This window comes from Aequorivita vitellina (assembly GCF_022008365.1).
In the GTDB taxonomy this organism is placed as follows: domain Bacteria; phylum Bacteroidota; class Bacteroidia; order Flavobacteriales; family Flavobacteriaceae; genus Aequorivita; species Aequorivita vitellina.
In genome coordinates, this window is record NZ_JAIRBA010000015.1 from 47,318 (window position 1) to 70,059 (window position 22,742).

The 22,742-nt window shown below is 38.0% G+C and carries 23 protein-coding genes; 3 read left to right on the top strand and 20 right to left on the bottom strand.

Annotation, left to right across the window (positions count from 1 at the left end):
• Positions 1-44: 44 nt before the first annotated feature.
• Genes K8089_RS09035 through K8089_RS09045 form a run of 3 tightly spaced genes read left to right on the top strand, consistent with a single transcriptional unit; the run spans position 45 to position 1,158 of the window.
• Positions 45-782, top strand: coding sequence for a sulfite exporter TauE/SafE family protein (locus K8089_RS09035; protein WP_237602954.1), 738 nt, complete (start codon positions 45-47; stop codon positions 780-782).
• A gap of 11 nt (positions 783-793) precedes the next feature.
• Positions 794-961: a hypothetical protein gene (locus tag K8089_RS09040; RefSeq protein ID WP_237602955.1), complete on the top strand. Its 168-nt coding sequence runs from the start codon at positions 794-796 to the stop codon at positions 959-961.
• 11 nt (positions 962-972) lie between these two features.
• Positions 973-1,158 (top strand): hypothetical protein, encoded by a 186-nt coding sequence (locus K8089_RS09045; RefSeq protein WP_237602956.1) that lies wholly within the window; start codon positions 973-975, stop codon positions 1,156-1,158.
• 102 nt (positions 1,159-1,260) lie between these two features.
• Here K8089_RS09045 and K8089_RS09050 read toward each other — a convergent pair whose 3' ends face one another.
• The 20 genes from K8089_RS09050 to K8089_RS09145 all read right to left on the bottom strand — a co-directional run bounded on the left by K8089_RS09050 (position 1,261) and on the right by K8089_RS09145 (position 22,742).
• Positions 1,261-1,872 (bottom strand): SCO family protein, encoded by a 612-nt coding sequence (locus tag K8089_RS09050; protein WP_237602957.1) that lies wholly within the window; start codon positions 1,870-1,872, stop codon positions 1,261-1,263.
• A 9-nt stretch (positions 1,873-1,881) separates the two neighbouring features.
• On the bottom strand, positions 1,882-2,646 hold the full coding sequence (locus tag K8089_RS09055) for a formylglycine-generating enzyme family protein (protein WP_237602958.1): 765 nt from the start codon (positions 2,644-2,646) through the stop codon (positions 1,882-1,884).
• A gap of 14 nt (positions 2,647-2,660) precedes the next feature.
• Positions 2,661-4,127 carry a copper-containing nitrite reductase gene (nirK, locus tag K8089_RS09060; RefSeq protein WP_237602959.1) on the bottom strand — a complete coding sequence of 489 codons (1,467 nt, stop codon included), beginning with the start codon at positions 4,125-4,127 and terminating at the stop codon, positions 2,661-2,663.
• Positions 4,128-4,149: 22 nt separating this feature from the next.
• Positions 4,150-5,433: an alginate export family protein gene (locus K8089_RS09065; RefSeq protein WP_237602960.1), complete on the bottom strand. Its 1,284-nt coding sequence runs from the start codon at positions 5,431-5,433 to the stop codon at positions 4,150-4,152.
• Positions 5,434-5,541: 108 nt separating this feature from the next.
• Positions 5,542-6,906, bottom strand: coding sequence for an oxygen-independent coproporphyrinogen III oxidase (gene hemN / locus K8089_RS09070; protein WP_237602961.1), 1,365 nt, complete (start codon positions 6,904-6,906; stop codon positions 5,542-5,544).
• 296 nt (positions 6,907-7,202) lie between these two features.
• Entirely contained in the window at positions 7,203-8,447 is a 1,245-nt protein-coding gene (ilvA, locus tag K8089_RS09075) for a threonine ammonia-lyase IlvA (protein ID WP_237602962.1), read from the bottom strand.
• A complete protein-coding gene (gene ilvC / locus K8089_RS09080) occupies positions 8,447-9,490 on the bottom strand; it encodes a ketol-acid reductoisomerase (RefSeq protein ID WP_237602963.1) in 1,044 nt (347 codons plus the stop codon). Before ilvC ends, ilvA begins: the two co-directional genes overlap by 1 nt.
• 61 nt (positions 9,491-9,551) lie before the next feature.
• Positions 9,552-10,079: an acetolactate synthase small subunit gene (gene ilvN, locus K8089_RS09085; protein WP_237602964.1), complete on the bottom strand. Its 528-nt coding sequence runs from the start codon at positions 10,077-10,079 to the stop codon at positions 9,552-9,554.
• 7 nt (positions 10,080-10,086) lie between these two features.
• Positions 10,087-11,781: a biosynthetic-type acetolactate synthase large subunit gene (ilvB, locus tag K8089_RS09090; RefSeq protein WP_237602965.1), complete on the bottom strand. Its 1,695-nt coding sequence runs from the start codon at positions 11,779-11,781 to the stop codon at positions 10,087-10,089.
• Positions 11,782-11,797: 16 nt separating this feature from the next.
• The gene (gene ilvD, locus K8089_RS09095; RefSeq protein WP_237602966.1) at positions 11,798-13,474 is read right to left on the bottom strand and encodes a dihydroxy-acid dehydratase; all 1,677 of its coding nucleotides are present in this window, start codon (positions 13,472-13,474) and stop codon (positions 11,798-11,800) included.
• The gene (locus K8089_RS09100; protein ID WP_237602967.1) at positions 13,474-14,364 is read right to left on the bottom strand and encodes a branched-chain amino acid transaminase; all 891 of its coding nucleotides are present in this window, start codon (positions 14,362-14,364) and stop codon (positions 13,474-13,476) included. The genes ilvD and K8089_RS09100 overlap by 1 nt, the downstream gene beginning before the upstream one ends.
• A 635-nt stretch (positions 14,365-14,999) precedes the next feature.
• Complete coding sequence (locus K8089_RS09105) at positions 15,000-16,265, bottom strand: T9SS type A sorting domain-containing protein (RefSeq protein ID WP_237602968.1); 1,266 nt, start codon at positions 16,263-16,265, stop codon at positions 15,000-15,002.
• A gap of 331 nt (positions 16,266-16,596) precedes the next feature.
• Positions 16,597-16,953 (bottom strand): cupin domain-containing protein, encoded by a 357-nt coding sequence (locus K8089_RS09110; RefSeq protein WP_237602969.1) that lies wholly within the window; start codon positions 16,951-16,953, stop codon positions 16,597-16,599.
• Positions 16,954-17,061: 108 nt separating this feature from the next.
• The gene (locus K8089_RS09115; RefSeq protein ID WP_237602970.1) at positions 17,062-17,679 is read right to left on the bottom strand and encodes an alpha/beta hydrolase; all 618 of its coding nucleotides are present in this window, start codon (positions 17,677-17,679) and stop codon (positions 17,062-17,064) included.
• An 11-nt stretch (positions 17,680-17,690) separates the two neighbouring features.
• Complete coding sequence (locus K8089_RS09120) at positions 17,691-18,623, bottom strand: ring-cleaving dioxygenase (RefSeq protein ID WP_237602971.1); 933 nt, start codon at positions 18,621-18,623, stop codon at positions 17,691-17,693.
• A 20-nt stretch (positions 18,624-18,643) separates the two neighbouring features.
• Entirely contained in the window at positions 18,644-19,525 is an 882-nt protein-coding gene (locus K8089_RS09125) for a pirin family protein (protein WP_237602972.1), read from the bottom strand.
• A gap of 132 nt (positions 19,526-19,657) precedes the next feature.
• Positions 19,658-20,719, bottom strand: a complete 1,062-nt coding sequence (locus K8089_RS09130) for a 2,3-butanediol dehydrogenase (protein WP_237602973.1) — start codon at positions 20,717-20,719, stop codon at positions 19,658-19,660.
• Positions 20,720-20,796: 77 nt separating this feature from the next.
• Entirely contained in the window at positions 20,797-21,726 is a 930-nt protein-coding gene (locus tag K8089_RS09135; protein ID WP_237602974.1) for a DsbA family protein, read from the bottom strand.
• Between the two features lie 51 nt (positions 21,727-21,777).
• On the bottom strand, positions 21,778-22,158 hold the full coding sequence (locus K8089_RS09140; protein ID WP_237602975.1) for a nuclear transport factor 2 family protein: 381 nt from the start codon (positions 22,156-22,158) through the stop codon (positions 21,778-21,780).
• 14 nt (positions 22,159-22,172) lie between these two features.
• Entirely contained in the window at positions 22,173-22,742 is a 570-nt protein-coding gene (locus tag K8089_RS09145; protein ID WP_237602976.1) for a YceI family protein, read from the bottom strand.

Sequence of the window (22,742 nt, forward strand, 5' to 3'; positions counted from 1 at the left end):
CGATTGAATCGAAACCACAATTGAAACCGAACCTTGAAAATTAAATGTTATACACCGCACTCATATTTGGATTATTAGGCAGTTTTCACTGTGTGGGAATGTGCGGCCCTATTGCATTTTTATTACCCGTAGATAGAAACAACAATTTCAAGAAATTTGGGCAAATATTTCTGTATCATTTCGGTCGGATTTTGGCATATAGTATCATTGGTCTGGCTTTTGGTTTAATTGGTAAAAGCCTTAATCTGTTTGGTTTTCAGCAGCAGCTTTCAATAATTATTGGAGTTTTAATGCTACTGGTTATATTTATTCCGCAGAAAACATTCAACAAATACAATTTTTCGAAACCGGTTTTTAGAATCATTTCAAAAGTGAAATCAGCTCTTGGAAAGGAACTTAAAAAGAAAACACCCGATACTTTTTTAACCATTGGTTTTTTAAATGGTTTTCTTCCGTGTGGTTTGGTTTATATGGCGGTGTTTGGTGCAATAGCTTCTGGCAATGCGCTACAGGGAAGCTTGTATATGGCTTTGTTTGGAATAGGAACAATCCCGTTGATGACGACCGCAATATATCTCGGAAATTTTTTAAACGCACAAGTACGGCAGCGTGTACGCCGTGCAATTCCAGTTTTTGTAGTAATTATAGGTTGCCTGTTTATTGTTAGAGGTTTGGGATTGGGCATTCCATATATTTCACCAAAACCAATGACGGAAACCGTAGATGCAAGTTACGACTGCCAACCTATGGTTTTAGAAGATAAATCAATCAATAACCAATAAAAAATTAGAATATGACACTTTCAATTTTACCACTAGCTAATTGGGGTATGGGAACCGCAATTATTATTTTCTTTGCAGTTTTATGTGTAGGTCTTTCCGCACTTGTCCTTAGCTTTGTATTTAGCGGAAAAAAGAAAGATGAAGATGAAGTAACTTCTTCTGAAAAAGATAAAATTTAAACTATCACGTTATGAATATTTGCAATTCCATTTCATTAGTAGATTTTACGGCCGGTGTTTTAACTACAATACTTTCTATAGTCGTCTGTTTTGTTATAATTATTGCGTTAATACTTTACGTAAAGAAGAGCAAAAAACGTAAAAATATGGTCCGCAATAAGAAAAAACAAAATGACAATCCAGAGCAGAACGGATAGTTTTTGGTGTAAATACCTTTGAAGGTTTATTCGCCAATTAGTAGCTGCAAGAATTGAGTAACGGAATTTTTTGTACGTACTCTTTCTGCTATTTAAATAAATTTACTTGGCTAAATCTATAATAGCTTGCACGGTTTCTTTGTTATCCACACCCAGACCTTCTTGCTGATGTGCAAGTTCACCACCTTGGTTAAAAACGCTAATTATGTTTGAATGCGAGAAATCCATGGGTGATATTTTTTTGTAATTCACGGCCAGTACAGCAGCAAATTCGCGGGTGTCAGCTTCGGTGCCGCGCAGAAAAAGCCATTTATCCTTTTCCATTTGATTTTCTTTTGCAAAGGCTGTCAATCGTTCGGGTGTATCAGTTTTTGGGTCGATACTTACAAAAACGTATTGTACGTCGTCTTTTTTATCTTCGGGAATTTGTTTTTCAATATTACGCATATCAGCAACCAAACGCGGACAAGCGGCTTGGCAGGAAGTGTAGATCATAACCATGGCCAAAACTTTTCCTTTTAAATCTTTAAGCTCTATTTCGTTACCGTCTTGTGTAGTCCAGTGAGAGGGTAGGTTGTAAATAGACATATCTGAAATTGCATTATCAGTAGTTTGTTCCGTTGTAGAATCAGAATTTACTTCAGAATCTTTTGCCGAATTATTACACGAAATTGCAACCAATGCGGCTGCAATAAATAAATATTTTAGTTTCATATTAATTTTTTAATTTTCAATATCCTTTGCGCAGCGGAAACCTAAGTTTTGTGAGCTATAACGGGCTTTCATGCTTCCTCGGAATGCAAAGCGCATAAAGGCGGCATAATTCATTAAATCTGATGCGCCTATGGCTGCACTTCCACAGAAAAGATTGGCGTCTTTATCTACATCTTTTCTAGATTCTCCCGAAATAAGTACTGCGTTAAAATCCTGTGTCCACTCCCAGACTAAACCGTGAAGGTCATAAATTCCCCAATAATTTTTAAAGGTAGATCCTACGGGTTTATTAAATGTTTTTGGGGTTTCGTACCAATTTAAAATGTACTGGTTGTACGTTTTTATTTTACGAGCATCTGGCACGTTTTCATCTGCCATTGCCGCGTATTCCCATTCATCAATTGTGGGTAATCGCTTGCCTTGGCATTCGCAGTAATTTTTTGCGGCAAACCAGGAAACGTTATTTACGGGTGCATCTTTGAGTCCAGTAAAAGTTGTATCGTCTGTCCATTTTGCCAAATAACTTTTATCTGCAAATAAACTTTTTACATTACTCTTTTTCCATTTCGGATTTTCCTGTACGAACTTTAAATAATCGGCATTGGTAACGGGAAGCGCATCCATTAAGAATGGCGCTACTTTCACAGTTTTTCCCTCAGCGCCGTAGAGCGGTAAATAAACACCGCCTTCTACCAAGACCATTTTGTTGTTTTGGGCATAAAGCTCACAAAAAATTGAAAAGACTAGGAAAAGGGCGGTGCTATAATATTTCATTTTAAACAATTGTTTTATTTGTTTCTAACGGCTTCTACCATTTCAGGGGTTACATCTGTTTTATTGTTGCCCCAGCTGTTATACACATAAGTTAAAACGTTAGCTACGTCTTGATCGCTAAGTGCTTGGGCGGTCATCACACTGTTGTATTTTTTACCGTTTACAGTTATTTCACCAGATTTACCGTGTAGTACAATATCTATGGCACGGTTAACATCGGCATTTAGGTAATCTGCATTTGCCAAAGGCGGGAATGCACCTTCAATTCCTTGACCATTTGCTTGGTGACAGGCAACACAAGTAGCCATATATTTGTCTTTACCAAACTTCATTTTTTCTTCAAAACTTAAAGCCTTAACTTCTTCTTTTGGTGCATTTCTATCTAGACTGGGCATGGATTGTATAACACTACCTTCAGGCAGGTAAATACCGTCGTGGATTTCGCCAGTAAATACTTTTTCGTTTTCTTCACCCTCTACTTTTAACATAGCCAAAGCTCCTTTGTTAAAAGCTCTAAAAATAGAATGGTCTACTAAAATGAAAGTACCGGGAACGTCCACGAGAAACTCAACAATAGCTGCGCCTCCAGCGGGAATCATGGTAGTTTGTACATTGTCATTTATTAAATCGCCACCTTCAACATGTACTCGGTCAAAAATTTCACCAATTACGTGGAAGGATGAAACTAGGTTTGGCCCACCATTACCAACAAAGAGACGAACTGTTTCACCTACTTTTGCAGTAATTGCGTTATCGCCTGTCATTGCTCCAACGTGACCGTTAAATACAACGTAGTCTGCGTTTTCATCAATGGCTTTTTGCATATCGAAGGCTTGTAGGCCTCGCTCACCATATTTGCCTTCAGTGTAAAAATCGCCTTGCATTATGTAATATTCTTTATCTACAGGCGCTAAACCACCTTCTGGTTCAACTAAAATTAAGCCGTACATTCCATTGGCAATGTGCATCCCAACTGGTGCAGTTGCACAGTGGTAAACATACAGACCAGGATTAAGTACTTTAAAAGAGAATACTTTTTCGTGTCCAGGTGCCACAAAAGAAGATTCGGCTCCACCACCGGGACCATTCACTGCGTGTAGGTCAATGTTGTGTGGCAGTTTATTATCTGGGTGATTTTTAAGGTGAAATTCTATTTCATCGCCAACGCGAGTTCTTATAAAACTTCCTGGAACCGTTCCACCAAAAGTCCAATAAATATATTTTACTCCACTAACCATTTCGCCTTCGCGCTCTTGGATTTCAAGATCGACGATTAGTTTTTTGGCCATACGTTTTCCAACCGGCGTTGGCACGAATGGGGGAGAAGTGAGCTCCGCAATCATTTCTTGATTTACGGGAATATCTACCGCGTTTTTGTATTTTTTACTGGATTGGTCATTTACACAACCCGAAAGTAATGCTATAGCTCCTAAGCCAATAAGCATTTTGGTAAAGAAGAATTTTTTGATCGTTGATTTCATAGTTGGAATTTTAAATTATAATTTATTTATTGGTTGTTTCTGTATTTTTTGGTTGCCAAGTGAAAAGAACAGGGTCAATGGTAACCATTAACCACGCCCAGTTGTTCGTATTATTATCAAAGTTATTCTTCACATATTCAATCCCTTCTGTGACCAAAAACTGAGAATAACCTGCTTGAATACTTGTAAATTCACTTAATTTAAAGGAAGTTACTAAATCTATTTCAAAACCCAAATTATTTGAATTGTTATTCATTATTTCGGCAGCACTAAAAAACTGATGAAACGCAGCTTGAACATTAGATTTTTTATTGAATGAATATTTCACCTTTCCATACAAATCTGCCAAACCAACGTTGTTCAAATGATTACCAACATAAAAATAATCCATAAATCCATTAAATTTATGGTTGGTGCCGTAAAGGGGGTTAAAAGCTTTGTTTTTTCCGTTTGCCGGAGTGCCGTAATCATTGCCACTTTGTATTTCACCCCCTAATCCCAAACTAAGATTTTCATTTACGGAATATAGCGCCTCTAATGATAATAAATAGGCTTCCAGCGAATTATCCATAATGTCTTTCCCAAATTGATAATACAGGTTTGAGCTAAAGTTGAAGTCGGCTATTCCAGCCTTTAAATGAAAACCTGCAGTTTGGCTGTATCTTGTTTCATTTTTAGATGGGTCAATTTCGTCTATAAATTGCAACCCATTGTTCAAAAATAGAAAGCTTGCATTCAGTTTTTTCCAATCTTTATGAAGCCATACATACTGCAAACTTTTATAGGTGTTTCGGGTTAAAACGTTTCCTGTTAATGCTTCTTTGTCTTGATTGTAAGCAGCGGCAACGTGCAATTTAATTGCGTTGGATTCGTATTTTAAAATTGCTGCATCGTGACTTCTACCTTGCTGCGCCCAACCTACATTTCCTAAAAATCGTTGATCGTCATAAACAATTTCTTGACGGCCAATTTTTAATGAAAGATCGGAAACTAATAATATCTCACCCCAAGCTTGGTGAAGCGAGAACCCATTTTCGTCGGCAATGTTTAGCTGTGGCACATCGCCCCAAACCCGAACGTCTTGCGGACTTAAATAAAAATGAAGCTTTTCAGTTTTATAATCAAAATTTAGTCTTGTTCGCTGCGAAATAAAGGCAGCGGGATCTGTATTATCTGGGAAAAGTGTTTTGTAACCGTGACGGTATTCAAAACGAGGTCTAAGTTCGGCATCAACTGTAAATTGTGCATTCGTAGAAGTAAGACTTAAAAACAGTAAGAAAGAAAATATGGTTCTTAATAAATTCATTTTGTAATAAAATTCTAGTACAAAATTCGAATTTTTGATTGTTTCATAATATGACTATTGTCATTTATGAAAAAATTTTTAAGTTTTTTTTGATTAGAAATGAACTAATTAAACCGTCATAGAAAACAGTTGCGTTTCGGGTTGATTGCGTTGTAATAGTAAATCGAAAGCCATACACACATTGCGCACGTATGGACGGCCCTTTTCGGTGATTTTAAGTTTTGTGGCATTAATTTCAATTAAACCATCGGCCTCCATTTCTGCTAATTTTTCAAGAACTTCGGGCAATTCTTTAAACTGAAGCGATTCTTCTTCCCACGAAGTTTCTAGTTTGCACATCATATTTAAAATGTGTTTGCGTATCAGCAAATCTTCTTCATTTAAAATATGTCCGCGATACACTGGGATGATATTTTGGCTCACCAAATCTTGGTATTCTTCAACATTTTTCACATTTTGGCCGAAGCTATACCAGCTGTCGCCAATGGCCGAAACACCCAGCCCAAGCATAAACTGCGTTTTGCTATCGGTATAACCCATAAAGTTGCGGTGTAAGGTTTTTTCTTCCACAGCCTTGTAGAGACTATCACTTTTAAGTGCAAAATGATCCATCCCGATTTCAATATATCCAGCCTCTTCCAACATTTTTTTTCCGGTTTCGTACATCTCCCGTTTTTCGGCTGCACTGGGTAAATCTGCTTCTTTAAAGCCGCGCTGTCCGTTGCCTTTAATCCAAGGTACGTGTGCATAGCTGTAAAATGCAATGCGGTCTGGCATTAACTCTTTGGTTTTTTCAATAGAATAAATTACGTGTTCTATTTTCTGAAATGGAAGACCAAAAATAAGGTCGTGCCCCACAGAAGTATAACCAATTTCGCGTGCTTTATCGGTTACGCGTTTCACATTTACAAACGGTTGCAGCCTGTGGATAGCGAGCTGCACGGTGGGATTGTAATCTTGAACGCCGTAACTTACCCTGGTAAAACCACAATCAAAAAGTGTTTGTAAATGCGCTTCGGAAGTATTGTTGGGATGGCCCTCAAAACTAAAGGACGGGTTTTCGGCAATAGTTGCATCGCGAAAAATCCCATTTAATAACAACTTTAAATTTTCGGCAGAAAAAAAAGTGGGTGTGCCACCACCAAGGTGTAATTCTTTAATTATGGGGCGTTCGGAAAATAATTCTAAATAAAGCCGCCACTCATTTAAAACAGACTCCAAATAAGGCGTTTCTACATTGTGGTTTTTGGTGATGCGTTTGTTGCAACCGCAAAAAGTGCAAAGACTTTCGCAAAAAGGAAGGTGGATATAAAGACTAATACCTTCTTCGGTATTGCTTTCCGAAAAACTTTTAACGACGCCTTTTTTCCACTCGGTCAATGAGAAATTATCATTTTTCCAATAAGGAACCGTGGGATAACTCGTATATCGCGGACCGGCAACGTTGTATTTTGAAACTAAAGTGCTTTGCATGGCTTATAAAATTGAGGTGTCAAAAGTACTTTTTGAGCTTTTATTATAAAATGATATATGTCAGTTAGAAAAATAAGGAAAAAAGAGGAGACTGTTTAAAAAGTAAAAATTATTCTGTGTAATAGGTCGAGCTCAGACGAGACCTAATTGCAAGTTGGAAACCTAGAGTTCTCGACTGCGCTCAAACTGATATTCAAAACTACTTTTAAACGACTTCAACTTTATAGTTGGGATGACAAGATTACTTAATTATTTTTATTTGTTTTGTTATTATGAAAAGGCAAGATATCCTTAATTTATGAAATGAGGTTTGTAAACAAATCTGCATTATCATTTAAGTATTGATAAGTAAACTTTCTCTGTTTTAATCGTGTTTCAATTTCAACAAAATCATTTTGGTTTTTCAGTTCAATTCCCACTACTGCAGGGCCGCTTTCACGGTTGTTCTTTTTCGAAAATTGAAAATAAGTGATATCATCATCGGGGCCTAAAATATTATTCACAAAATCCTTTAATGCTCCCGGTCGCTGCGGAAATTGCACTAGAAAATAATGCTTCAAACCTTCGTACAATAATGACCGTTCTTTTATTTCTTCGGTTCTAGAAATATCATTATTTCCACCACTAATGACGCACACTACATTTTTCCCCTTAATTTTTTCTTTGTAAAGATCGAGTGCGGAAATAGTTAAGGCTCCGGCGGGTTCGGCAACAATTGCTTCTTCATTGTATAAACGTAGAATAGTTGTGCAAACTTTTCCTTCGGGAACTAGAATAATATCCTTTAAACTTTCTTTACAAATCTCAAAGGTTTTATCGCCAACACGTTTAACCGAGGCGCCATCGACAAATTTGTCAATGTTTTCTATAGTTGTATTCGCACCATTTTTAATTGAAGTTTTCATCGAGGGAGCACCAGCCGGTTCAACACCTATAATTTTTGTGTGCGGACTCAACTGCTTAAAAACCGAAACTATACCCGCTGCTAAACCGCCGCCACCAATGGGAACGAATAAATAGTCAATTGGAGTTTGGCTGTCTTCCAAAAGTTCTAAAGCGATTGTTCCTTGTCCTGCTATTACTTTTTCATCGTCAAAAGGATGGATGAAAATTGCTCCAATTTTGCTGCACAAGCGGCTTGCTTCGGCAAAAGATTCATCAAAGGTATCGCCTTTTAATACTACTTCTACTTTATCTTTTCCGAAAAGCTTCACCTGTTTTGTTTTTTGCAGCGGCGTGGTAACAGGCATAAATATTGTCGCTTTTATATTTAATTTGCTACAGGCATAAGCCACGCCCTGCGCGTGATTTCCGGCGCTTGCGCATACAACACCTTTTGCCTTTTCTTCAGCTGAAAGTGAAACTATTTTATTGTATGCTCCTCTTAATTTGTAGGAGCGTACGGGTTGCAAATCTTCTCGTTTTAAGAAAACTTGAGCCGAGAATTCCTCGCTCAAGTTTTCGTTTTTCATTAATGGGGTATGCAATGCCACGCCTTTTATGCGTTCTCTAGCTTGATATACTTTATCTAAAAGTTTCATTATTTGGTAGGTCTTAATTTGCGAACTTCCAATCCAGTTTGCCACAATTCACTGTCGTGCATGACCTTTAGTTCTTCTTCTAATTTTACTCGGTAATCGGGTTTGCTATTTGCTTCAATTACAATTTCGGCTTCTTTTCCCGAAACGACGCTGTCATACAATTCATTTAAAACAGGTTCTGTGGCTTCGCGAAATTTCCCTTTCCAATCTAATGCACCGCGTTGCGCCGTGGTTGAGCAATTTGCGAACATCCAGTCCATTCCGTTTTTGGCGATTAGTGGCATTAAACTCTGCGTAAATTCTTCCACAGTTTCATTAAAAGCTTCACTTGGCGAATGCCCGCGTTGACGAAGCACATTGAATTGCGCCTCAAAAATTCCGGCAATGGCGCCCATTAAAACGCCACGTTCTCCTGTGAGGTCGCTATACACTTCTTTTTGAAAAGTTGTTTCGAATAAATACCCAGAACCAATAGCAATACCTAAGGCTAACGCCCGATTCTTTGCTTTTCCTGTTGCATCTTGAAACACGGCATAACTGGAATTTAATCCTTGTCCGTTTAAAAATAAACTTCTTAAAGAAGTCCCTGAACCTTTTGGCGCAACCAAAACTACATCCACATCTTTTGGCGGGACAATCCCCGTTTTTTCGTGAAATGTTACTCCAAAACCGTGTGAAAAGTATAGCGCTTTCCCTTTGGTTAAATGTTTTTTTATTCCTTCCCAGGCTTGAATTTGTCCAGCATCGGAAAGTAAGTTCATTACAATTGTTGCTTTTTTGCAAGTTTCTTCAACTTCAAAAAGGGTTTTACCTTCTTCCCAGCCATCAGCCAAGGCTTTTTTCCAACTGCTGGTTCCTTTGCGTTGCCCTACAATAACTTCTATGCCATTGTCTCTTAAATTGAGAGCCTGTCCCGGACCTTGAACCCCGTAACCGATTACGGCTACCGTTTCATTTTTTAATATTTCTTGTGCTTTTTTAAGTGGGAACTCGTCTCGTTTTACTACGTTTTCTCGTACTCCTCCAAAATTTATTGTTGCCATTTTTATTATTATTTATTGATTATTGTTATTATTTATTTTTACTGACACTGACCACTTTTTTCTAGCCTTTCGATTCTTCCAGTTCTTTTAAATAGGTGCTGAATTCTTTCATAGGTTTGGTTACTGCTACTCTTCCCGAGCGGGCAAATTCAAGTACTCCAAAGGGTTGTAAATTTGTGAATAGCAGTTGGGTTTCTGCCACATGTCCAGTTTTTTCGATGACCATAAATTGCGAATCTACTGTTAGGATTCTTGCGTGATGTTCTCGAATTACCTTTTCAACATCGCCATTGGTTAGGCTTGCTGTTTTAATTTTGTATAAGGCGATTTCTTGATGAACTACTTCGGAATCTTCGTGAACAAAAGCCTTAAAAACATCAATTAGTTTTTCAAGTTGCCCGATAACTTTATCTACTTGCTCCCTCGTTGTTCTTAAAACAATGGTATATCGAAAAACGCCTTTCACTTCAGATTCTGAAGCGGTGATGCTATCGATATTCAAATGTCTTCGGGTGAAAATGATAGTTACCCTATTCATCATCCCGATACTGTTTTCGGTAAAGACTGATACTGTAAATATTTTTTCCATAATTCAATTAGTTTAAACGTACTTCTGAAACTGAAGCACCGGTGGTCATCATTGGGAAGACATTTTCTTCCTTGGCAACCATCACTTCCAATAAGTAAGATCCGTTGTGATTTAGCATATTTAATAATGATTCTTTTAAATCTGTTCGCGCTTCAACTTTTTTGGCTTCAATGTTATACGCTTTGGAAAGCACTACAAAATCTGGACTTACCATATTTGTAAATGAATAGCGTTTCTCAAAAAACATCTGTTGCCATTGGCGCACCATTCCAAGAAACCGATTGTTTAAAATGATGATTTTTACAGCTACTTCACTTTGTAGCATAGTTCCTAATTCTTGCAAAGTCATTTGAAATCCTCCGTCCCCAATTATCGCTACAACAGGTTTTTCCGGAGCACCAAATTTTGCTCCAATTGCTGCAGGAAGTGCAAATCCCATAGTACCCAAACCACCCGAAGTAACATTGCTTTTTGTTTTATTGTATTGGTAATAGCGCGCGGTCATCATTTGATGCTGGCCGACGTCTGTAACTATAATCGCCTCTCCTTTTGTTATTTCTGAAAGCATTTTAATTACTTCGTCCATTTTTAGTTCTTCGGAATGCAATTTATTTGCGTTTTCTTGCAAAGTATCTACTTCAACTTTTTTAGCGTCTCTAAACTCGTGTAGCCAAGCCGTGTGCTGTTTATTGTGAACCAATTGCGTCAAAACTTTTAAAGCTTCTTTCGCATCGGCATGAATTGCAACATCTGCTTTTATAATTTTATTCAATTCTGAAGCATCGATATCCACATGAACAACTTTTGCTTGCTTTGCATACCTTGAAACATCGCCAGTAACTCTATCGTCAAAGCGCATGCCGACTGCGATGAGCACATCGCATTCGTTAGTTTTTATATTGGGGGCATAATCGCCGTGCATTCCTAAAAAACCAACATATTGTGGATGGTTATTAGGAAAAGCTCCTAAGCCCAAAAGGGTAGATGCCACAGGTATTCCAGACTTTTCAACGAATTCTAATAATTCCTGTTCCCCATTGGATAACATAATTCCTTGCCCAATTAACAAATACGGTTTTTTGGCTTCATTGATTAATTTTGCAGCATCTTCAGCCGAAGATATTTTCAGTTTTGGACTCGGGTAATAACTTCGAATATTGGCGCATTTTTCATACTTAAAATCCGTTTTCCCAAATTGGGCATCTTTGGTAATGTCAATCAATACTGGTCCGGGACGGCCTGTTTGCGCGATATAAAATGCTTTAGCGATGGCAACTGGGATTTCCTCAGCTTTGGTAACTTGAATATTCCACTTGGTAATCGGCATTGATATGCCCACGACATCCGTTTCCTGAAAAGCGTCGGTGCCTAAAAGATGCGAAGCCACTTGCCCGGTGATGCAGACCAATGGTGTGGAATCTATCATTGCATCTGCCAATCCGGTAATTAGATTGGTTGCTCCTGGGCCTGAAGTGGCGAAAACCACACCTATTTTTTCTGAAGTTCTGGCATAACCTTGGGCAGCGTGGATTGCACCTTGTTCGTGACGTACCAAGATGTGTTTTACAGTTTCTTCGTAATCATACAAAGCATCGTAAATTGGCATTATAGCTCCGCCGGGATAGCCAAATATTGTATCTACTTGCTCGGCAACTAAAGATTTCATTACCGCTTCTGCACCTGTTATTTTTGTTGAATTCATTTTCTGTTATTTTGAATTAATCATCGGTTACACAGCCTGTTGAGGCACATGAAACACAATTGGCATATTTGTATAAAACTCCTTTTGTCGCCTTGAGTTTTGGTTGTTTCCATTCAGCTTTTCGTTTGGCTAATTCCTTTTCGCTTACTTTTAATTCAAGGGTATTGCTTTTTGTATCGATGGTGATGGTATCTCCTTCTTTTACAAGTGCGATGGCTCCTCCGTCATAGGCTTCGGGGGTAATGTGACCAACCACAAAACCATGGGTGCCGCCAGAAAATCTGCCGTCGGTAATTAAGGCTACATCTTTTCCTAAACCAGCGCCAATAATTGCTGAAGTTGGTTTTAGCATTTCGGGCATTCCTGGGCCGCCTTTTGGGCCGCAATAACGAATTACAACCACATTGCCAGCTTTTACTTCTCCATTTTTCACACCTGCGATTACAGCATACTCATCATCGTACACTTTTGCAGTACCTTCAAAATAATCGCCCTCTTTACCGCTAATTTTTGCTACACTGCCTCCCGATGCTAAGTTTCCGTAGAGCATTTGTAAATGTCCCGTAGCCTTTAAAGGAGAATTTAATTGAAGAAATACGTCTTGGCCCGCTGCTAAATTTGGGACATCTGCTAAATTTTCGGCAACTGTTTTTCCCGTAACTGTTAAGCAATCGCCGTGTAATAAATTGTTTTCCAATAGATATTTCATCACAGCTGGAACTCCGCCTACAGCGTGTAAATCTTCCATTAAATATTTACCGCTTGGCTTTAAATCTGCTAATACAGGAACTTTATCACTAACTCGTTGAAAATCGTTTAGTGTTAATTCTATATCAACTGAATGCGCCATAGCAATTAAATGCATAACGGCATTTGTGGATCCTCCAAGCACGGTAACCATTGTCATCGCATTTTCGAATGCTTTTTTGGTCATTATGTCTTTGGGTTTGATGTCTTTTTCCAACAAAACTCTTATGGCTTTTCCAGCATCCAAACATTCCTGGTTCTTTTCCTCACTCAAAGCAGGATTTGATGAACTGTATGGCAGGCTCATTCCCAAAGCTTCAATTGCCGAAGACATTGTGTTTGCCGTGTACATTCCGCCGCAAGCGCCGGCACCCGGACAGGCATTTTTTATAACGCCTTTAAAATCTTCGGGGGTTATTGTATTGTTGAATTTCTTTCCTAAAGCTTCAAAGGCTGAAACGATGTTTAACGATTCACCTTTCCATTTTCCGGAGTGAATACTTCCGCCGTAAATCATAATTGCTGGTCGGTTCAATCTTCCCATTGCCATCACAGAACCCGGCATATTTTTATCGCAACCAACAACTGCTAAAACTGCGTCGTACCATTGCGCGCTAACCACAGTTTCTATTGAATCTGCTATGACTTCTCGTGAAACCAAAGAGAAACGCATCCCGTCTGTTCCGTTGGAAATTCCATCGCTAACGCCAATGGTGTTGAAGATTAAACCGACGAGGTTTTCAGATTTCACCCCAAATTTTACTGCTTTTGCCAAGTCGTTTAAATGCATATTGCAGGTATTGCCTTCGTAGCCTGTGCTAACAATGCCCACTTGTGCTTTTTGTATATCGTCTTCCGTTAATCCGATGCCGTAAAGCATGGCTTGTGCGGCAGGCTGGGTTTCGTCTTGGGTAATGGTTTTACTGTATTTGTTTAACGTTTTCATTAGTGTGTTGTGCTTAGTATTTTTTCTGAATTTCTAATTAATCGTGAATAGGCTTCCTGTAATTTCCTCCCAAGTGATTCATTCCAACTCTTGGGGAATTTTCTTTCATCTACAGATTCAATTCCAATGACTTCGGCAGCAGTTCCGCAGAAAAAAGCGCTATCTGCAGAAACTAAAACTTCAGGTTTGTAAAGACCTTGTTTTACTTCTACTCCAAGTTTTTCGGCTAATTCCAAAACTGTTGCACGCGTAATTCCGGGAAGAATGTTTCCTAATTGAGGGGTGAATAAAACGCCATTTTTTTCAAAAAATAAATTGGCACCCGGACCTTCGGCTAAATACCCATCGCTATCTAAAAGCAAGGCTTCATCAAAACCTTTATCTTTCGCTTCATTGGTGGCGAGAATAGAATTTACATAATGACCGCATACTTTGGCTTCAATTTTTATGGAACGCGGATGTGGGCGACAATAAGATGAAACGGTTAATCGCAATCGCTTATCGCCCAAATAAGCACCCCATTCCCAAGCGCAAATCATAATTGAAACATTGTTTGGTCGAGCGAGCGACATATTGGGGTCGCAAAAAACTAACGGACGTACATAGGCATCGTTTAAGTTGTTTTTTTCCAATAGCTCATAGGTGGCGTCAACTAATTCCTGTGTTGAATAATCAAATGGGATATTTATGAGTGCTGCTGAGTTTTTCAAACGGTTGTAATGTTCTTTGGCTTTAAAAACACGCGTTCCGGTTTCAGTTGCGTATGCACGAATTCCTTCAAAAACGCCATAGCCATAATGCAAAGTTTGGCAGTAAAGATCTGTTGTTGCTTCGCTAGCTTTTACAAACTTGCCGTCGAGATAAATTAGAGTGTTGTTGTTGTAATACATTGTTTTATTTAATTGAATTTTGATTTCATTGAAAAAAAAAGCCTTTCTCAACTGAATGAGAAAGGCTTAAAATGGAACAATACCAGCCTATCTCACCCGGGTGGGCAAATAATAATAATGCTGATAATAATTATATTAGTGTTAGTTTTCATATTTCAATTTTGCTCAAAAAAAAACCTTTCTCAACCGAATGAGAAAGGCTTAATGTGGTACAATACCAGCCATTCTCACTCCGTGGAGTGAATAATAATGCTGATAATAATTATGTTAGTATTTGTTGTCATTTATTAATTGTACGAAATAAAAAAAGCCTCCTGATTTCTCGGGAGGCTTTTTAAATATATTGAAAATATACTATAACCTTCCCGTTGCAGAGGTGATAATCACATTTGCAATAATAATTGAAGGAATAATACTTAGATTGTTCATTTTTGTTTTTAAATGTGGGACAAATGTATGCAAATAAATGAATGCACAATTATTTTTTTTGAAAAAGTTAAAAAAGCTTGATTTCTGAACCATTTTAATCCTGATATTTAGAACAGCAATGACACTTTTAAAATATGAAATTCACATTAAAGCCGTCTCATTACGAAAAATGAGACGGCTTATAAATTTTAAAAAATTTAATTCTATTACTTTTTTACAATTTTGAGAGTTTCGGTATGACCGCCGTCAAAAGTTGCTTTCACCAAATAGATTCCTGAATTTAGATTATTCAAATCTATTTTTCCATTTGAAATAGTATTTGATTTTAACACTATTTGACCCATTAGATTATAAACTTCAATCGACTCTACAGTTACTTGTGATTGAATAGTTAACTCGCCATTTACCGGGTTTGGAAAGTAATTAAAAATAACTGATGTTGAATCAGAAACTCCCAAGGTTTCACATGCTCCTGCTACGAAAAAAATTGATTCCGCTTCCAGTGGCGCCCACGTCGTGCCTCCATCTTCAGACAACATTGTTATTGCGCCATCTGTTCCATTTTCTGTGGCTGCCCACCAAACAGTAGAAGGGTTAGGAGTAGTAATTTTTGGCTCTAACCAATAGATTCCTTCAGTAAAAATAACCGTTTCAGTCAAGTCAAAAACCACGTGATACACAGGCTCATTGTACATTGATGCGTAAGCCGTAGCCGAAGTTGCATCAGCTTCAATTACCTCGATTATATCACCTGGTTTTCCGTTATTGTTTTCTCTAATATTAAAAACGCCATGATCCGGAGCTTGAACCTGATTCGTACTGATTGAGATTTGTTGAAGAGCAAAAGTAGTATTTGGCTCAACCGTAAAATCATTGGCTACGAATGTATTTGGGTTAAGCGGATCTAAATTATATGCTGCATCGAGGCTTGGGGCAATACCCAATCCTTGAAAGCAATCAAAGTCTGGTTCTGAAATAACCACATCTCCCAGACAATTAACCTTAATATTTATGGTAGTGGGACCGCTAGATTCATACAAATCTGCAATAATATAATACGTGGTTCCTTCAACTAAATCGATATATTCTGAATGTTCTCCGGTCCAATAGAAACCAGTGATATTTCCGGTTAAATTACCACAGGCATCCATAATCATAAAGTCTGCATCGCCTGCGCCTTGATCCAAATCCATAATATGAAGACCCGAAGATGTAGCTGTAAATTCAAATACTTGTTCCGATCCGGAATAATTATAAGGAACACTTGTGTAATTAGTCCAATAACCTGCATTTGGCAACAAATCTGCCGTATAAACAGTATCGCAATCTATCACGATTTTTTCATCACAAGGAATTTCACTGAGGAGATTTCCTGGGTAATGTTCAATATTCGCGTTTACTGTAATTCCAGTGAAAATAAGCGTAATCATTAGAAGACTTAGAAGTCTGTTAGGGGATAGTTTTTTCATCATTTTATTATTAGGTTTAATTTGTTAATTGCGCGCAAACATAAATAAAAATGACATAAACCACTAACATAAAAATTATTTAAATAGTAGATTTTTTTTTCACCCAATTGACAACTAAAATTGTTTCACAGATACCATATAGCTTGACTTCCCGCAGTTGAAAAGTTTTGACATGAGTGATCCGCAAAATTCTGCAGTGTCTGCAAATATGTGTTGTTTAAATCATTTTAAATCAGCACCTAAAATCTATAAAAAAGGGTCAGACTTTAAAAAAAGTCCACCCCTTGTTAAATTAATTTTAAACCCTTTGCGGGCTTTGTGTCTTATTGCAAAATTAAAGCGTTATAAAAATAGACCGTCTTTCAATATTTTGCAGATTTCTTGTTTTGTGTCCTTTGCCTTCAGTATCCTCCAATAACAAAACATTGCCTCCTTTGAAGGTTCTTTTTTTGCCCAGTGAAGTTTCAATTTCTATTTCGCCATCCAGCAATACTATATATTGTTTTTGTGGTGCGTTATGAAAATCGTAGTTGTAGTCAGGCTTAACCGTTCGAAATATTATATTCTTAACGGGAATTTTATCAGAGAGAAAGCCAATTTCACCATCGTCGTTTAGTGGCATCTCAATATCTTCAAATTGACTTTCTCCGTTTTTATCGCTATAAAGTCTAGTAATATTAATTGTGTTCATTGTTTAAGTATCTATTGAAAATTTGCTCTATTTATTTATTGAAGCATAATATAAATTTCCACTTCTGTGAAATAGGGTAGGGCAATGACTTTTCATTTTTATATTAAATTATGAAAAAACTACACGATTTGCAATTTCTATCTCATCTTGAGAAATAGTATGTGGCCTACCATCATAAACTTGCAGTTTTACCTTCGCATTCATTTTTTCGAGAATGCTTACACTTTCATTTACGCGTTCTAAAGGGACATGCGGATCGGGGTTTCCGGTGCCGATAAATATGGGGGTTTCATTAAAATTGCCGGAATAATTCTCCGTATTTACTTTATCGCCAATGAGTCCGCCAGTAAATGCTACCACTCCTCCAAATTTTTGAGCGTTACGCGTTACAAATTCCAATGTTAGACAAGCGCCCTGCGAAAAACCGAGAAAGTAAATATTTTCGGCAGCGATTCCTTGGCTCAAAACTTCATCTACCGTTATCTTTAACAAATTGAGAGCAGAAGAAAACCACGGCTCATTCTGTTCCGGTTTAGCCAAGAACGAATAGGGGTACCAAGTGTTATTTGTAGCCTCGGGAGCGAGTAGGGCAAATTCAGATACATTTAAATGCGAAGCAAGTCCCAGAATATCGCGGGCATCTGCGCCACGACCGTGTATCATAATTAAAGCTTTTTCGGCCTCTTTTAAAGATTTACCTGCCGTTTTTATATTTTTCTTGTGCATATTTCTTGAAATTACATTTGAAGTTTTGGAAGTCCTTTTTCAATCCTATCGCGCATTGGTTTATAGCGATCTGGTAATTGAAGCGAACTTCCTAAATTTTCTACCGTTTCATCCGTTGCGAATCCAGGATTGTCTGTGGCAATTTCAAACAGGACGCCACCTGGCTCACGGAAATAAAGTGAAAAGAAATAGTCGCGATTTATTTTCTCGGTAATTTGAAGTCCTTTTGCCACAATTTTTTCTCTCATCGCCATCAAGGTTTCTTCATCTTTAACACGAAAAGCCACGTGATGATTGGTGCCTCCTGCATTCAAACCTCTTTGGGCCTGTGGCATTTCTAATAAATCTACCAAGGCTGCATTTTCAACAGTGTCGGTTTTATAGCGGTACAAACTGCCTTCTTGCTCTGTCTGTTTGTAACCGAATATTTCAGTTAAAATAGCGGCAGTGGCTTTAATGTTGTTTAAGGTTAAGGTAACTGTGTGAAACCCTTTGAGCGCAGCATTGGGCTTTATTTCAGCCGTTTCATAACCTTTTCGATCGTCGTTATGTTTCGTTTCAATTAAACTGAGCCATAACCCATCAGGGTCTTGAAAAATAAGGATTTTTTCTCCAAAACGTTCGCTGATGTCGTGAATGATATTTAGTTTTTCGAAGCGGGCTTTCCAGAAATCCAAACTTCCTTTAGAAACTGAATAACCAATCTCTGTGGCCATACCAGCCCCGTTCTTTCCTTGTCTCACATTTGCCCAAGGGAAGAAGGTAAGGATGGTTCCAGGAGTGCCTACTTCGTCTCCAAAGTAGAAATGGTAGGTTTGGGGATCGTCAAAATTGACGGTCTTTTTAACCAAGCGCAATCCGAGGGTTTTTGTGTAAAAGTCGTAGTTGCGTTGTGCATCGCCTGCAATGGCGGTAATGTGATGTAGTCCTAATATCTTGTTCATAATCTTAAATTAAATTTCTTTTAAAATTTTGATGTTGGGTAGGGAATATAATCTGTTTCGTCTCCTTTAATTTTTGGAAATGATTGTTCTTTCCATTTTTGTTTGGCTTCTTCAATGCGCTCTTTGCTTGAAGAAACAAAATTCCAATCTATAAATCGTTCTTCGGGAAAAGGTTCGCCGCCAAAAATATAAATGGTGCTGTTTTTCTGAATGGTGAATTCGCAAAGCGTGCTGTCTTTTGCCACTAATAATTGTTTTGGCTCATAAACGTTCCCTTCACTTTCAATGGCGCCTTCAAGAATATATAACCCTGATTCGCCATAGAGCTCGTCGCCAATATTTACTGTCTGTTTCGCTTTACTTTTTATTTCAAGCATAAACAGTTTGCTAAAAACGGGCACGGGCGATTTTCTGCCAAAAGCTTCCCCTGCGACCAGTTTAAATTGAAGGTCGCCATCTGTCCAACTGGGAATTTCTTTTTCTTCAATATGTGTAAATTGCGGCTCCATTTCCTCCAAATGTTTTGGTAACGCCACCCATATCTGCAAACCGTGCATGTGCAATTTTGAAAGTCTTAAATATTCAGGGGTGCGCTCAGAATGGACAATGCCTTTGCCGGCAGTCATCCAGTTTACAGCTCCTGGTTTTATTTCTACTTCGTTGCCAAGGGTATCGCGGTGCATAATACTGCCTTCAAATAAAAACGTAAGCGTTGATAGTCCAATGTGCGGATGTGGCCACACATCAAAATTTTCACGCTCGCTCAATTTAACGGGCCCCATATGATCTATGTAGATAAAGGGACCGACCATTCGTTTTTGACGGAAAGGCAATAAGCGTCCTACCATAAATTTGCCAATGTTGGCGGCTCTTTCTTCTATTATCAGTTTGATGTTTGACATAAGCAATGGAAAATTATTTTATTGTTTTTTAAACTATTCAATCAGTTTGTTGTGGTATTATGCACATATTTGTATAAACTATTTCCGAAATTTCTGAAAACGATGCTCCTCAAAAATCTTAAATTCACCGATTTATTTTTCTAAATTAACCAATACCTTTACTTCGGAAGGGTCTTTGGTCAGGGCCTCAAAACCTTTTTCAACTATCTCGTCCAAAGAAATTTCACTGGTAATTAGTTTTTCCACAGGCAATCTTCCACTACTGATTAAAGCAATTACTTGTGGGAAAATGTTGCGGTAAGCGGCTGTTCCAATTATAGTTAATTCTCTTAAAGTTTGATTTAAGGCATCGTGAGTTACTTTTTTTCCGAAAAGAGCAACCAGTACAGCCGTTCCTCCATTGCGAAGGCTGTTTATTCCAGTATCAAACGAAGCTTGGGCGCCTGCAGCGTCAATAAAAATATCAACGCCATTGCCCGTCATCTCTCTAATTTTTTGTGGAATATCTTTGTTTCGTGCATCAAAAGTGTGGGTTGCGCCAACTTCTTTGGCTTTTTTTAACCTGTTTTCAGACAGGTCGCTCACAATAATTTTGGAAGCTCCCGTTGCCACGGCTACCTGTACCGTTAGCAGGCCAATTGGGCCAGCACCAGCAATCAATACCGTATCGCCAATTTTCATTCCACTTCGTTGTACTGCGTAGGCTGCAACGGCGGCGGGCTCTACAATTGCACCTTGTTCAAAGGTCATTCTATCTGGCATTTTATGCACCATATAGTCTTCCACGACTACATATTTTGCAAACCCACCGTTGGAGGTCAATCCTACAAATCCGAGGGGTTCCGAAAGGTTGTATTCGCCAGTAGTAATAAATGGGCTTTCCGGGTTTCTAAAAATTGGTTCCACTGTAACGCGATCTCCTTTTTTAATATTTTTTACGTTTTTACCAACTTCTTCTACCACGCCCGAAAATTCGTGCCCGAGCGTGGTGGTTCCTTGGTGTCCGTTGAGTGGATATGGTTTATCAACCGGAATTAATTGCGGCCCATGGGTATATTCGTGTAAATCTGAGCCACAAATACCCGTAAATTTTACCGCAATCTTTACTTGCTTATCCTTGGGAGAAGGAACCTCGGTTTCTTCTACTCTAATATCTTTCGCTGCGTACCAGCGAGCTGCTTTCATCCTCGTCATAATTCATTCTTTTTAAGGTGTTATTTTTATGTTTTGATATCTGTTTTTCAGACTTCTGAATAATCTTTTTTCAGTTTTTAAATATTAATCTTAGTCCAAATAGAACCGTTTTTAGTAGTATATTTTTCTAGATTTCCTTCTGAAACCAATTCGTTTAATACAGTTTCACTTTCGTTTCTTGGAGTTCCGGATAGTTCAGAAAATTCTTTGGCTGTAAGTGTAGGATAAATTGCGAAGAGTTTTTCCCAAGTTTTACTGTATTCACTTTTAGTGATATTCGGATTCACTTTTAGAATAGCCATTTCGTAAAAAGCATACGGTCTTGTGCCGTACACTATTTCTTTATTTCCAGCATCATCTACTACAAAAATAGTTGGAAATCCTCTTACACCCAGTTCTCTTCCTAGTTTTAAATCTTCTTCAAACATGGCTTTTGCTTTGCCGTCAAAATCGGTTTTCAATTGTTCAACATGAAGTCCAACAGTTTTAGCTGCCGTTGCTAAATGTTCCCATTTGGCGATGTTTTTCTTATGTAAAAAAACCATTTCCCGAATTTCGCGCATAAATAAATTTGCTTTTTCTACGTCTTGCATTTGTGCCGCTTTATAAGCGATAGATGGGGGATAGGACGAGTCTAATGGATCTTCCAACCACAAATCTCCGTCAATTGGCATGTCGTAATGTGCACTCACTTCGTCCCAGTGCGAAGCCACGTCAGACGGTTTGCCTATTCCGCCACTGTTGTAACTCCAATCTGGCAATAAACCTCCCATTCTATAATCTATCTCAACGGCGTTTCCGTATTCTAATTTAAGTTTTCGCAATTGCGGTTCAATACCCCAACATGACGAGCAAATTGGGTCTGTGTAATAAATTAGTTTTACAGATTTTTTAGTTGATTGTACATTGTTGCTATTTGTAGCATTTGTATTTCCGTCTGTGGTTTCACACATTCCGGTTTCTATATCGCATAAAAGCGGATTGCTTTTTATTGTTTCGTTTTTCATAAATTTTGTTTTATTCTGAACAGTTTCAAAACTGATCATTGGTAATCTATTTTATTTTACTTCTTCCGAAGTAGCAAACTCTTCCATTTTTGTGATCAAATTGTTTTCAACAGTATAAATTTGAACCCATTTTTGCTTGAGTTCTCTGCCAGATCGTTTTACTTTTTGATGCTCACTGCCCAACACCACAACTGTATTTCCTTCAACAACATATTGATGTGGTTCAAAATTGATTATTTCGGTTCTTTCGAGAATATTGGTGAAAAATGTTCGGACACCTTCTTTTTTTTCAAAAGTTCCAGCGGGAATAATTTGCGTACCGTGATAAATCCATACGGTATCTTCGGAAACTGTTGTTACAAGTTTTTCTACATCGCCACTACTAAATGCAGCGAACATTTTTTCTACAACTGCTTTAGCTGAATGTTTCATATTCAAACGTTGTATTATTGTTTGGCAAACTGTAAGTGAGCAATTATGTTTACGTCTTTACCAACACCCGCAGCGGCTGGATCAAAATCAATATTATAATCGAATCTATTGATGGTTGTTTCGGCTTTCATACCCAGTTTTTCTCCTTGTTCACTCTTTACCGTTCCACCATAATGCACATTAAAAATCACATCTTTTGTAACGTCTTTTATAGTAAGTTTACCATACAATAGGTATTCATTGGGTTTGCCGGTGGCTAATATTTTAGTGCTTTTAAAAGTCATTTTAGGATATTTTTCAACTTCAAAAAAATCGGCACTTCTCAAGTGATTGTCTCTCTTTTCTACATTTGTATTTATGCTTTCCACATTAACTGTAAAATTGAAACGGGCATCAGTCAAAGCTTCCCCATTGGTAGTTAAAGTGCCTGTGTAATCCAAAAATTTCCCGTTTACAATGCTAATTCCTGAATGTGATATATTAAAGTTTAACGAAGAGTGATAGGGATCTACTTTCCATTGGGTTTGAGCAAAGGAGCTAACCGTGAGTAATAGTATTGCAACGAATGAGATAAGTTTTTTCAT